A 13,542-nucleotide genomic window follows, 5' to 3' on the forward strand; every position below is an offset into this window, starting at 1 on the left:
TGTAATTATTTTCTATGTGCATGGTTAAAGGTTGCCGCCTTTACCATGTTTTTTTTCTTTTCAAATTCTCTTTTGCTGATGTTGACTCTTACGTAATCTAATACAAAAAATACTATTGTTGCTACTCCAATTCTTGTAAATGCTTGTCCTACTGTTAGCACATCACACTCATATGAACCACATGTACCATAAATAAATATGAAGCACATTAGCATAAGTAAGCCTAGTAAAGTACTTCTTTTCATTTTAGCAGCCCCCTTAACTGACTATTTAAATCTTGGTAATAGCTTGCTTGTAATGAATTACCCTTACTTAAGCAGCTGCAAATTTTATCTTTATTATTTTTAATCTTTTTTTGAATTGCTACTTTTATAATCTCTTTTCTCTCTTGCTTTGTTTTTTTATTCATAAACTTATACTCCTTCATTTGTTTTATAATAGTTTTAGTTGTAAAATGTAATAAAAACGTTAGGATGTGATGTTATGAAGAGTTTCAATAAATCTGCTGAAAAAGTTTTAAAATACATATTAGATAAATCAAAGCTAGAAAAGACTATTTACATAGATGGTTCTGAGATAAGAGATAATTTTGAAAATGAATTGTACATAGATGAAATATTACTCTTATTAGAAGAACATGGATATATTGACCTAGCAAGCTTTGACGGATTTATTGGTGCTGAAATTACTATTAAGCCTTCAGGTTTAGCATACTTTGATATAAAACGTGAAGAAAAAATAGAATACATTAAAGAACTGCTTATATCAAAGGCCAGTGATATTATTGTTGCTGCAATAACTAGCGTAATAACCTGCCTAATAGTAAACTCACTTTCTTAATAACATCATCATAAAAACTGATACTAACACTGAGGGAATTACTACAAATACAAGCTTATCTAATACCTTAATAAGTATTTTTTTAGCTTTTTTACTCATACTTGTCCTCCCTCTCAATAACAGGTAATATACCATTTTGCTTAAGCAAGTCATAAATAAACAATCTACCTTTTTGAGTCCACTGTGTATGTAGCTGTGTTCCAATTGTTCCATCTGGTTTGGGATAGGATTGAGTTTTAGACTGCGTATATCCTTTTGCTTGATATTTCTCATATAAGAGCCATATACCGCATCTTTTGTACTGAACACCAAATTGATTAAGCTTTTTATTAAGCGTTTGTGCTCCCATACCGTAATCTTTAGCAATCAGGCTTATTGGCATTAAATCAGTACTTTGTAAAACAAGATCATAATACGTAGCTTTAGGCTTTAACTCGCCTATAATTTGTTGCTGTTGTGCATTTTCCAATTGCAGAACTTGCTTTTCTTGTTGTTCTATAATCCAAGCCTTAGCTCTTTCTATGGGATCATCTATCATGTAAGAATTTTTTTGAGTTTTTAATATGTACTTCTCCATTTTATTAAAAGCTTCTATGTATTTTAACTTCCATTGCAAAGCTTCTTTACCTGTAAATCCCATTGCTAACAATGTAAAACCGTCACGAGTAATCAAATATTCCAGATACCATTGCTTATTTTGAGAATGTTGGTAATTGCTTTCTATAAATAGGCCTGCCGAATTTTCGTCCACCCCTTTTATAATTTCTCTAATACTATCTAACACATGCTTGTGTTCTTTATTAAATGTTTCACTTACGTATCTACTACTTACCACTGCTTGTCCATCTAATGTGACAATATGTAAACCTTCATTCACACCTTTTAAAATCACTGCTGTTTGATCTCCTTGTGCTAATGCATTATTCATTCGATAATTCATCTTTAGTACCTCCTTTTTAACCTAATCAAATTGTTGTTTTATTTAATTTGTGTCAATTCCCACATATTCATAAAATAGCTTGGGTGATATGTAATAACTCCATTTCTTATTACCTGGTTTCTTTTTAGCAACTCCAAATGCAAATGTTCCATCTTGCAAACATATCCTAATAAAGTGTGGATCAAGATGCATTATCTGAGCCGCCTTAGTTACACTAATTCTTTCCATGACCTTCAACTCCTAAATCCATTAATCTAAGTAAGATTTAATTGCAAAATCTCCACTATCTGTTTCTTGCGCTCTGTAGCTACTCTCTTTCCTTGTAAAATATCTGATATGTACATTGGGCTTACACCTATTTTTTCAGCTAAATCCGAGTTATTCATGTCTAAATCAATTAGTTTTTTAGCCACCTCTTTACCAAAAGGTGTGTAGTTCCTAGTTGCACATCTTGCCATACTATATCCCTCCTTTAAAATGTTTATTTTTTAAGCATAATATATTGACAGTTGAATATTTCCATTGTATTATTGTAAATGAAGAAAATATTCATCAATAAGGGTATGACAAATAATACGCTAGTTGGGGAACGAGTCGTTTTATTTTTGCTATATCTTAAATTTACTGTCTTTAATTCTGCATATATCTTATGCTTAAATACAGTATAGTTGAAAATATTCATCATGTCAACGCAGTTTTTGATGTTTTTTCTTCACTTTATTGAAAGAGGTGTCGATATGACGTTGGTTGAGAAAATACAGGAATTGTGTAGAAGAAATACCACAACACAAAGTTCACTTGAAAGAGAATTAAACTTTGGAAAAGGAACTATTAGTAAATGGGATAAAAGTTCACCATCTGCTGACAAGCTTCAGAAGGTTGCTGATTATTTTCATGTCACAACAGACTACTTATTAGGAAGAGAAGATAATAAAACTGAATTAAGTGCTAGAAATAAGAAAGATATTGCTAAAACTCTAGAAGAAATAATGGATAATATAGATCAAGGAAATGCTCTCGCATATGGTGGAGAAATCAAAGAAGAAGATAGAGAACTTTATAAAATGGCTCTTCAACATGCTTTAGAAATTGCCAAACTTAAAAGTAAAGAAAAATTTACACCTAAAAAATACCGATAAATGGGGGAGTTATGTGATTACAAACTATATAGACACGAAAGTAAATGAAATTACCCAAAATGGTACTCTATTAGATTTGTATGAAATAGCTGATATAAATGACATCATAGTTTACGAAGATGATTTGGGAGAAAATACTCCAGGGGCATACCATTACGAATATAGGATTAAAATCATTATGATTAATAGTACTTTATCATATTATCATAAGATGATTGTTTTAGCACATGAGATAGCACATGCCTTCTTACACCCATATGAAGAAGCAAATTTCACTACTATTGGTTGTGTGAAAAATGTAAAAGAAAATGAAGCTAATTATTTTGCATGCAAATTACTTGATGTAATAGGGTTTTGGAAGAATGAAGAACTTTGCATTTATGAACACGAAATGTCTAAATCCGATATAGGATTTATTGGCATATATAAAAATTATATGAAAATATAAAAGAGCCTAGTGCTACCAACACTAGGCCCTAAGCGTATGAGCCATACACTGTCACTGGTTAAGTATATCTTATGCGCTTCAAGTTTTCAATAAGGAGTGTGTATTTATGAAATCACTAAAACTACCAAATGGTTATGGTTGCGTATGTTATTTAGGTAATAAACGTAGAAAGCCATGGGCCGTAAAGATAACAACTGGATTTGAAAAAAATATTGATACAGGTAAGCTAAGGCAAGTCAGAGATTATCTTGGCTTTTTTGAAACACAACCGGAAGCTGTTGCTGCTCTTGCCAAATATAATGATAATCCATATGATTTAAAAGCTAAAAAACTTAAACTGTCAGAGATATATGATAAATGGTGCCAAACGACTGATTACATCAACCTGTCTGATTCAACTAAAAAATCTCATAAGCTGGCATATAATAAATTGTCCAGTATACATGGAACAGTATTTTCTAAATTAAACACACTTGTCCTACAAGATGTTATAAATAGTGCTACAGACAAGCCGACTGTAAAATTGCAGATTAAAAAGCTACTAGGAAATTTATATGATTATGGAGTTAAATTTGATGTTGTATCAAAAAACTACTCCCAATATATAGATACTGGTGATACAAACAGTAAGATTGAACGTCGCATATATACTCATGATGAGATTGAACTAATGTGGGCAAACCTCAGCAATATAAAATGGATGGACAGCATATTATTTATGTTATATACAGGTTTTAGAGTCAGTGAAATGCTAGAACTTAAAACAGAAAACATTGACTTAGAAAATTTAACAATTAGCGGTGGTAAAAAAACAGCTGCTGGGAAACGTACTTTACCTATCCACAGTGCTATTGTGGCGATTGTGAAAAATAGATATGACATAAATAATGAATACCTCTTTTCAACTTTAAAAGGGACTGGTATGACATCAGATAGTTATAGAGTTACTTTTTATAACCCTATAATGGATCAACTTAATTTGACTGGTTCTGGCTGCCACGATTTAAGACATACATTCTGTTCAAAAATGGATAGTTATGATATTAATAAGGTAACATTGAAAAAACTCATGGGGCATTCAACAAAAGATGTAACGGATATTTATGCACATAAAACAATAGAAGATCTGCGAGCAGCTATCGAACTTCTAGAGTATTAATTTGTGTACTACTTGTGAACTACAATCTTATTTTTACGTACTTTTTTACGCTTTTAAGCCACCTTAAACACTTGGAAATACGTTAAATTCCATTAAAAAACATTCTCCCCCTGAAACCTAGGTCCTTTTTATGTCATCATTTATCAATAATTTGTATTTTTATACTATCCACTTATTGTTTGATAAAAAGATTTTTCGCCAATTATTTCGTTATTATTTTAACATTATTGTTTAGTAGATTTCCTTTCTATTCTTAATTCAGTCTCTTACTTTCATTAACTTGTATATTTTTTTCTGTCTTTGTATACATAAAAAACTTATTTTTTAGTATGTTAAATTATTGACAACTTATTCTCCTTATGTTAACATCAATTTGTAGTCAAAACGAAGAACACTTCGAAAAACAACTACATTTTTTCAACAAATCAATTGTTAAAAAAATAACACTTCAATACACTTACACGTTTCATATTTTCAAAAGAAACATCACATAATAAACTTATATTGTTTACATCAAGGAGGCTTACTTAAATGTCTGAAAACAAAAAAGCAAAAATTGACGCACCAGTAATTGATGCAGTAAAAATGGTAGATGAATTAGCACAAAAGGCATCTGTTGCTTTAGATGAAATGCTTAAACTTGACCAAGAACAAATCGATGAAATCATAAAAGCTATGGCTCTTGCTGGGCTTTCAAATCAAATGCATCTTGCAAAAATGGCAGTTGAAGAAACTGGCCGTGGTATCTTTGAAGATAAAGTAACTAAAAATATCTTCTCAACAGAATATATTTATCACAGCATTAAATATGATAAAACAGTTGGTATCATCGAAGATAATGATGATGAAGCCTATATGTTAGTGGCTGAACCAGTAGGGGTTGTAGCAGGGGTTACTCCAGTAACAAACCCAACTTCAACTACAATGTTCAAAGCCATCATCTCTCTTAAAACAAGAAATCCAATCATCTTTGGTTTCCATCCATCAGCTCAAAACTGTTCAGCTGAAGCTGCTCGTATTGTAAGAGATGCTGCGATTAAAGCTGGTGCTCCAGAAAACTGTGTACAATGGATTGAACATCCATCAATCGAAGCAACTAATGCTCTGATGAATCATCCAAAAGTTGCATTAGTACTTGCTACAGGTGGTTCTGCAATGGTTCGTGCAGCTTACTCAACTGGTAAACCTGCACTTGGTGTTGGTCCTGGTAACGTACCTGCTTTCATTGAAAAAACAGCTGTAGTTGAAAGAGCTGTAAATGATATTATCTTAAGTAAGTCTTTCGATAATGGTATGATTTGTGCTTCTGAACAAGCGGCTATCATCGAAGCACCTATCTATGACAAAGCAGTAGCTCTTATGAAAGCACAAGGCTGCTACTTTGCTACTAAAGAAGAAGTTAAAAAACTTGAACCAGTTGTTATCAACCTTGAAAAAGGTATGGTTAATGCAGCTATTGTAGGTAAATACCCATATGAAATTGCTGCCATGGCTGGTATCACAATTCCAAAAGAAACTAAAATCCTTTGCTGCGAAATTGAAGGCGCAGGTCCTGAGTATCCACTTTCAAGAGAAAAACTTTCTCCAGTACTTGCAGTTATTAAAGCTAAAGACGTAAACGATGGTATTACAAAAGCTGAAATCATGGTTGAAATGGGTGGTCTTGGACATACATCTTCTGTTCACTCAACTGATGATGAAGTCATCAAAGAATTCAGCCGTCGTCTTAAAACTGGTCGTATCGTAGTTAACTCACCATCTACACACGGTGCAATTGGTGATATCTATAACACAAATATGCCATCATTAACACTTGGTTGTGGTTCTTACGGATGTAACTCTACAACTCAAAACGTAACAGCAGTAAACTTAATCAATACAAAAAGGGTGGCAAAACGTAAAGTGAATATGCAGTGGTTTAAAATTCCAGAAAAAATCTATTTTGAAGCTGGTTCAATAGCATACCTTGCTAAAATGCCAGAAGTATCTAGAGTATTAATCGTAACTGATCCAATGATGGTTCAATTAGGTTACGTTGATAAACTCGTTTACCAATTAAATAAAAATCCTAATAACCCAACAATTGAAATCTTTAGTGATGTAGAGCCAGATCCAGACTTAACGACAGTACGTCGTGGTACAGAAATGATGAACTCATTTAAACCAGACACAATCATTGCTCTTGGTGGTGGTTCAGCACTTGATGCTGCTAAAGGTATGTGGTTATTCTATGAACAACCAGAAGCAGACTTTATTGCTATGGCTCAAAAATTCGCAGATATTAGAAAACGTGTTTATAAATTCCCTAAACTTGGTCAAAAAGCACAAATGGTATCTATTCCTACAACTTCAGGTACAGGTTCAGAGGTTACTTCATTCGCTGTTATCTCAGATAAAGCAAACAATATGAAATATCCACTTGCTGACTACGAATTAACTCCAAACGTGGCAATCATTGACCCTGACTTTGTTATGAGTGTACCTCCAGTTCCAACAGCTGATACTGGTCTTGACGTATTAACACATGCTATTGAAGCTTACGTTTCTATCTTAGCATCTGACTATACTGATGCGCTTGCACTTAAAGCGATTCAACTTGTATTTGAATACCTTCCACGTTCATACAAAAATGGTGCTAAAGACCCAGTAGCTAGAGAAAAAATGCATAATGCATCAACTATCGCTGGTATGGCCTTCACTAATGCCTTCTTAGGTATTAACCACTCAATGGCTCATAAACTTGGTGGTGAATTCCATATCGTTCACGGTCGTGCAAATGCCATTTTATTACCACACATTGTAGAGTACAACGGATGTACAAACCCAAGTAAGTTTGTTATCTTCCCTAAATATGAAAAATATATTGCACCACAAAAATTCCAAGAAATTGCTAAAGCATTAGGTCTTCCAGCTTCTACGCCAGAAGAAGGTGTTAAATCTCTTGCTAATGCAATCCGAAACTTAATGAAAGAGCTTAATATGCCTCTTACTATTAAAGAACTTGGTATCGATGAAAAAACTTACATGGCTAAAGTTGATGAATTAGCTTACAAAGCATTCGAAGACCAATGTACAACAGCAAACCCAAGACTTCCAAAAGTAACTGAGCTTGCTGAACTTTATAAAAAAGCTTACTACGGTAAATAATTAATCCTTAATTATTTCCTTTCAATTCAATCAATCCCTCACAAAAAGAAGCTGTTACAAACGTAACAGCTTCTTTTAATTTCTCTTCTTTAATTTTAGTAGACGTTTTAATTAATAATGAAAGTCTCTACACTTGCATCTAGCGTTTCAATACTAGTCATAAGTTCACTTGCTAAATGTGCAAGCTGCTGCATAACAGCTTTTTGTTCTTCACTTAATGCATTAACTTCTTCTACCGCTGCTGCATTTTCTTCGGTAACGGTAGTAATACTTTCAATTCTGATACCCATCTCATCTTTATACATAGTCATTTCGCTAACGCGATTATTAACATTTTCAAGTTCTTCGCCCATTTCATGTAGGCCACTAATCATTTGCTTCAAGGAGTCATTTGTTTTGCTAACAGCTACTTCCTGTTTACTAAATACTTCATTAGATTTAGATACTAAATTCGCTGTATGTAGAACCTTCTTCTCTATATCTCTTAAATTTTCTTTAACATGACTAGAGGATTCTTTTGATTGGGTTGCTAAATTTCTTACTTCATTTGCAACTACTGCAAAACCTTTTCCTATGTCTCCAGCCCTAGCCGCTTCAATACTAGCATTAAGCGCTAATAAATTGGTTTGTTCGCTAATACCATCTAGTAAACTCATTACCTCACCAATAGCCTTTGTTAATGCACTAAGTTCCTTAATACTCATACTGATCTCATTAGAAATAGTATGAGTAGATGCCATAGTTCCATCTAAAAGTTGCATATTTTTGTTAGCTTCTTCGATAATTTGTCTTGTTCCTTGATTATGTTTAAAGAGAGTAGATGTATCTTCAATAACCTGACCAATGCTTTCAGAGAGTTTCTCCATCACAATAGCACTATTTTGTGTATCCTCTGCTTGACTATTAGAACCTTCCGAGATATTTTCAATAGACAATGCCAATTGTGAAAAAGTCTCCGTCGAATTACTAGTGCTCTTCTTTAAAATATCGCCTGCTTCTAAAGTATGATTAATAGTATTTTTAGCTTCTTGTAGTAAAGCTTTAATATTCTCAATCATATGGTTAAAGCTATGACCTACTTCAGTAAATTCATTATTTCCTTTAATATTCGCTTCGACAGTTAAATCACCTGTTTCTGCTTTCTTCATTAAATCCTTAAGCTGTTTTAAAGAAGTAGTAATACCTCTAGAAATAAAAACGCCTGCAAAAACTGCTACTAAAGCTGCTATCGCAATAACTAGCCATACAACTCGAACCACCTGGCTAATACCTGTGGTTAGTGCGCTCTCTGGAATTTCAGCCACAATTTGCCAACCATTATTACTTTTCGCATAAGTCACTAAGCTATTACCAACTGTTATAGGCTTTTCAGATTCTTCAAAGTTAATATTACTTTTTACCGCATCACTCATAGGAATATCAGAATTAGAGCAGACGATTTCTCCATTCATATCTACAATACTCACCTTAGAATTATCAAAAAGCTTAATGCTATTTACCTTTTCTTGCAGTACTTCTAAATCAACTTTAGCTATTAAAATACCTGCTGCTTTACCTCGTCTTAAATTGGCAAGCTTCCTGATTGCATAGATTTCTTTACCTTCATCAGTATTTACAAGGCGCCAAAGTGTACCATTACCAACTTCTTCTTCTAAAAAGCTTACTAAATTAGTGGTTGTCTTCATACCTATAGTAGAGCTTATTTGATTTTCTTCATCTATCACAATAGCGTACCCTTCTATAGATTCATCTAAAGAAACACTATAATTAAGCAATTCTCTAATTTGCTTAGATATGTTAAACTTATTCAACTTTCCTATATCACTATCTTCATTCTTTATTGCAGTTATATATTCATTAATTAAATTAGTTGATGAAGCATTTAAATCATTAATAATAATTCTCGTCATGCTTGTTTCAACACCATCTGTATAATAACTTATATTGGCACTTGTCTGCTTAACCATCTCTAATGCTAACTGACTGCTGGTTTCTTTTACTGTTGACTTAGATTGACTAGAAGAAAACAAATTCACTAGTACCAAAGGAATAACTACACAAAGTACATAGGATAAAATGAGTTTATCCTTTATTGTTCCTGCTTTTTTAGGTTTAATTTTTATTTCTTTAGATTTATTTTTTATCTTCTTTACTTTAGGGCTAGTTTCCTTTTTATTTCTTACTTTCTTCTGTTTCTTTGTAACTTCCTTGCTTAGCTTTAGTTTTTTCATGTCCACTCCCCCATTTACCTTTTAGCTATTTTTTTTATTTTTTTAGCTTATTTTTAAAGTCATATATTACTATTATGACCTATTTTTTTAGTTAAGGGAATAGATTTTCTTATATTTTTCTTATTTTTTCTAATTATTTATACTTGACCTATCTTATCCACTAGAAAAATTTATACTTTAAAATGTTTAACGCTCTTATCTAAGCAATCCATCACTTTATTAAGCTCCAATGCCATTGCTGAAAGCTTCTTCATAACATTCTTTTGTTCTTCACTTAAGGCATTTACTTCTTCAGTGGCTGAGGCATTTTCTTCTGTTACCATGGTGATTCTTTCAATTTTATTACTCATATCATCTCTTAATTGTTGCATATCTATGGCTTGATGATTTACTAGTCCTAATTCTGTGTCAATATTTTTAAGTCTATCGATTATCTCATTAAAAGCATTATAGGCTTTTTGTACAGCATGTTCTTGCTCTTTAAAAATAGCATTGGACTTGGTTACCAGTTGAACTGCTTGAGTTGTCTGCTGCTGAATTGTATTTAATGTTACTCTTACATTCCCTGTAGATTGTTTAGATTGCTCTGCAAGATTTCTAACCTCATGCGCAACTACAGCAAATCCTTTACCTACTTCCCCTGCCCTTGCTGCTTCAATACTTGCATTAAGTGCCAATAAATTAGTTTGTTCACTAATACCATCCACTAAGCTCATAATTTGTTCTATACTCTTAGTTAACATACTTAATTCCAGAATACTTGCTTTAATCTCGTCTGACATACTAATAGAAGAAACCATAGTTTTATTAAGGAGTTCTATACTATCTGTAGCATCCTCAATCATACGTCTTGCACCCTTAGTATTTTCAAATACATTTTGTGTATTAGACCTTACCTGCTGAATGCTGCTTGATAGAGCCTCCATAACTACAGAGCTAGTAGCTGCATCCTCTGTTTGTCTCGTTGAACCTGCTGTTATATCCCCAATAGACGTTGCAAGCTGTTCAAAGGCCTCAACAGATTTTTCTGTATTGCTACTTAATACTTCTCCATTTTCCAAGGTTGTATGAATCACATCCTTAGTTTCTTCAATTAGCTTTTTAATATTAACAATCATATTATTAAAGCTTACACAAAGCATGTGCATCTCGTCCTGACCCTTTGCTTCTACTTGTACCGTTAAATCTCCACCTTCTGCCGCTTTCATCTTCTTCATTAATTCAATAATAGATGAAGTAAAGCCTTTAGAAACCAAATAACCTACTAGTACAGCTAATATAGCTATAATACTTACCAACCCCCATACTAATAGGTTAACACTCTTAACTGAACTAGTAAGTGCTGCTTCTGGTATTTCAGCAATGATTTTCCAACCATTATCAGAGGTTGCATATGCATATAAGGTTTTATTAACAATTTCACTCCTTACTTCTTCCTTAGTTGCTAGAAGTGTGTTTAATGCATCACTTAAAGTCTCTGGAGACTTGCCACATAAAATAGTATTTTTTTCATCTACTGCATATACATTCGCACCGTTGAACAACTCAATATTAACTAAATCATCTTCTAAACCTTCCATATTCACCCCAGCTACAAAATAACCATTATCTTGACCTGTAAGGCTATTTTTAATTGCTTGCAAATAATAGATATTATCTTTTCCATCTCTATACCATAGGCCATCTTTTGATACTTCAAGCGTTCCAAAGGCTTTCTTTTCTTCTTCACTTAAGGTCCCCACAGTTCCTAATACTGTTCCATCTTTTTGTACAATCATTGCACCGCTTATATTCTTCTCAATAGCAGTAATACCAGCTAGAAGCTTCCTAATATCATTTAACGCTGCCATTTTTTTATTACTATCTTCTGCTGATATGTATTTATTAAGTAAATTATTACTCGTATCATTTAAACTATTCAAGATAAATTTAGAGACATTTTTTTGAATATCATTTGTAAAATAATTAAGATTAGATCTTGCTTGCTTTACCATTTCTGTTGTAAGCTGCTTACTCGTATTTCTTAAGGTAGTTGTAAATCTTCCTGATGCCACCATATTTACAATGAGTAGTGGAATAGCTGCAAATAAAACGTAGGATATAATTAGCCTTGATTTAATAGATTTTTTACGTGTTTTATTTCCCTTCTCCATGATTTTAGTAGATGGTTTGCGCACTTTTAAACTTCCATTAATTCCTTCCTTCATGCTAAATCTCCCTTCGTTTTCTTTTATTACTACTGCACTTTAATATCTAAAAATAATTTTGCAATAATATCACTGGTATTAAGTAGAACCACTTCTGTGATTTTATTATTTTTATCTATTGTTATTTGTGTTTGATCACTCATGGCAATTTTTTCTACCTTTTCCCCCTCTTTTTCTACTGGAATAATTTGATAATTAACTTCAAAGGTATAGGTTTTTAATTCATTACCTTGTTTCGTAACACTTTTGCATACAACACTTTTTATTTTTACCTGATCTGCATTTGTTTGATAATAGAGTTGTGGATACATATAACCTACTACATCATCCAAATACTTCTTGTAACTTTCTTCTGTGAAAAATTCCGAGAAACTTTTTTTTAAAATAGCTTCATCACCTTGAGCTTCTTTATAAGTTTCACATTGCACTTGTTTAATTATAAATTGCTGTAATACCTTGATGCTAGCATCTTGCTGGCATCCTGATAAAAACAAACTTAAACTAACTATATAACTTAAGACAAAAATTATTTTTATCCTCTTCATTTTTCCTTCTTTCCTTTTCCATTCATAAGTTTATTACATTTGGTAAATATTAAACATAAATCATATTCTATTGGAGGTATTTATGAAAAAGAAATACTTGCTTATTTTTATTCTGCTCATATTTTGTTTAACAAGTTGTTCCAAACAAGAAACTGAGAATCCTGGTGAAACAGTTGTTAATTTTCTTAATGCGCTTCAGCAGCAAAATTATGCTAGTGCTAAAGCTTACTATAGTGAGAATCTAGATAACTTACCTAACTTTAAAAACAAAATAGAAGCTATTTCTCCCGCAGTAGCAAATGAACTCTTTAATAAACTAGCTGACTTTAGTTATACCATTAAAAAAGTAGAAATTGATCCTAATGACAAAAACAAAGCTAGTGTAACTGTTAGTTTACAATGCTATGATTTAGGTAGTGCTTTTCAAAACATTATTTTAGACTATCTCAAAACGGATTTAGAAATGACTTTTGATGGTGCCAAAGATGAGGAAATTATACAAAAAGCTGAAGAGACAATCTTGGCTGACATTGCAAAGAGCGAAAAAAACTTTCGCCAAGCGATTATAATTGCTTTAACTAAAGAAGATGATGTTTGGAAGTTAGATAAGATTAGTGAAAATCGAGAATTGCTTAACGCTCTGTCCGGTAATATTATTAATACTATTGAAGAAATTAATAATGACATCAATACTATCAAATAAGCATATAAAACTCACTGGAAAATTTTCTAGTGAGTTTTATATCTTTTGTTTTATTGTATCATCATTCTTACAAATATTTAATAAATTATTTTACTGTTTATGTTGATTTTCTTGTTGTTTTTATATAAAAGGCTCATTATCAATTGCTATATTTTATACAAAGAATAGTATACATTAATTCCA

At 32.3% G+C, this 13,542-nt stretch carries 14 protein-coding genes; 6 read left to right on the top strand and 8 right to left on the bottom strand.

What is annotated here, in order from left to right:
• Positions 1–5: 5 nt before the first annotated feature.
• Together QTL86_RS13775 and QTL86_RS13780 are read right to left on the bottom strand one after the other, a co-directional pair.
• On the bottom strand, positions 6–245 hold the full coding sequence (locus QTL86_RS13775; protein WP_410495178.1) for a hypothetical protein: 240 nt from the start codon (positions 243–245) through the stop codon (positions 6–8).
• Positions 242–409 (bottom strand): hypothetical protein, encoded by a 168-nt coding sequence (locus tag QTL86_RS13780; protein WP_410495179.1) that lies wholly within the window; start codon positions 407–409, stop codon positions 242–244. Before QTL86_RS13780 ends, QTL86_RS13775 begins: the two co-directional genes overlap by 4 nt.
• A 74-nt stretch (positions 410–483) precedes the next feature.
• Between QTL86_RS13780 and QTL86_RS13785 the strand changes: the two genes are divergently transcribed.
• Positions 484–840: a hypothetical protein gene (locus QTL86_RS13785; RefSeq protein ID WP_410495180.1), complete on the top strand. Its 357-nt coding sequence runs from the start codon at positions 484–486 to the stop codon at positions 838–840.
• 91 nt (positions 841–931) lie between these two features.
• On the opposite strand, the gene QTL86_RS13790 is transcribed toward QTL86_RS13785, so the two are convergent.
• Genes QTL86_RS13790 through QTL86_RS13800 form a run of 3 tightly spaced genes read right to left on the bottom strand, consistent with a single transcriptional unit; the run spans position 932 to position 2,238 of the window.
• Positions 932–1,780 (bottom strand): Rha family transcriptional regulator, encoded by an 849-nt coding sequence (locus tag QTL86_RS13790; protein ID WP_410495181.1) that lies wholly within the window; start codon positions 1,778–1,780, stop codon positions 932–934.
• A gap of 42 nt (positions 1,781–1,822) precedes the next feature.
• Entirely contained in the window at positions 1,823–2,008 is a 186-nt protein-coding gene (locus QTL86_RS13795) for a hypothetical protein (protein ID WP_410495182.1), read from the bottom strand.
• Positions 2,009–2,034: 26 nt separating this feature from the next.
• A complete protein-coding gene (locus tag QTL86_RS13800) occupies positions 2,035–2,238 on the bottom strand; it encodes a helix-turn-helix domain-containing protein (protein ID WP_410495183.1) in 204 nt (67 codons plus the stop codon).
• Between the two features lie 279 nt (positions 2,239–2,517).
• On the opposite strand from QTL86_RS13800, the gene QTL86_RS13805 reads away from it, so the two are divergent.
• The 4 genes from QTL86_RS13805 to adhE all read left to right on the top strand — a co-directional run bounded on the left by QTL86_RS13805 (position 2,518) and on the right by adhE (position 7,673).
• The gene (locus tag QTL86_RS13805; protein WP_410495184.1) at positions 2,518–2,919 is read left to right on the top strand and encodes a helix-turn-helix domain-containing protein; all 402 of its coding nucleotides are present in this window, start codon (positions 2,518–2,520) and stop codon (positions 2,917–2,919) included.
• Between the two features lie 13 nt (positions 2,920–2,932).
• On the top strand, positions 2,933–3,367 hold the full coding sequence (locus QTL86_RS13810; RefSeq protein ID WP_410495185.1) for an ImmA/IrrE family metallo-endopeptidase: 435 nt from the start codon (positions 2,933–2,935) through the stop codon (positions 3,365–3,367).
• Positions 3,368–3,473: 106 nt separating this feature from the next.
• On the top strand, positions 3,474–4,526 hold the full coding sequence (locus QTL86_RS13815; protein ID WP_410495186.1) for a tyrosine-type recombinase/integrase: 1,053 nt from the start codon (positions 3,474–3,476) through the stop codon (positions 4,524–4,526).
• 531 nt (positions 4,527–5,057) lie between these two features.
• Positions 5,058–7,673, top strand: a complete 2,616-nt coding sequence (adhE, locus tag QTL86_RS13820) for a bifunctional acetaldehyde-CoA/alcohol dehydrogenase (RefSeq protein WP_127065754.1) — start codon at positions 5,058–5,060, stop codon at positions 7,671–7,673.
• A gap of 107 nt (positions 7,674–7,780) precedes the next feature.
• Here the strand turns inward: adhE and QTL86_RS13825 are convergent, their stop codons facing one another.
• The 3 genes from QTL86_RS13825 to QTL86_RS13835 all read right to left on the bottom strand — a co-directional run bounded on the left by QTL86_RS13825 (position 7,781) and on the right by QTL86_RS13835 (position 12,656).
• The gene (locus tag QTL86_RS13825; protein WP_127065753.1) at positions 7,781–9,904 is read right to left on the bottom strand and encodes a methyl-accepting chemotaxis protein; all 2,124 of its coding nucleotides are present in this window, start codon (positions 9,902–9,904) and stop codon (positions 7,781–7,783) included.
• Positions 9,905–10,074: 170 nt separating this feature from the next.
• Positions 10,075–12,111 carry a methyl-accepting chemotaxis protein gene (locus QTL86_RS13830; protein WP_410495187.1) on the bottom strand — a complete coding sequence of 679 codons (2,037 nt, stop codon included), beginning with the start codon at positions 12,109–12,111 and terminating at the stop codon, positions 10,075–10,077.
• A 29-nt stretch (positions 12,112–12,140) separates the two neighbouring features.
• A complete protein-coding gene (locus QTL86_RS13835; protein ID WP_013655810.1) occupies positions 12,141–12,656 on the bottom strand; it encodes a hypothetical protein in 516 nt (171 codons plus the stop codon).
• Between the two features lie 82 nt (positions 12,657–12,738).
• Between QTL86_RS13835 and QTL86_RS13840 the strand changes: the two genes are divergently transcribed.
• Positions 12,739–13,359, top strand: a complete 621-nt coding sequence (locus QTL86_RS13840; protein WP_410495188.1) for a hypothetical protein — start codon at positions 12,739–12,741, stop codon at positions 13,357–13,359.
• Positions 13,360–13,542: the final 183 nt, after the last annotated feature.

This window comes from Cellulosilyticum sp. ST5, assembly GCF_046529625.1.
Taxonomy (GTDB): domain Bacteria; phylum Bacillota; class Clostridia; order Lachnospirales; family Cellulosilyticaceae; genus Cellulosilyticum; species Cellulosilyticum lentocellum.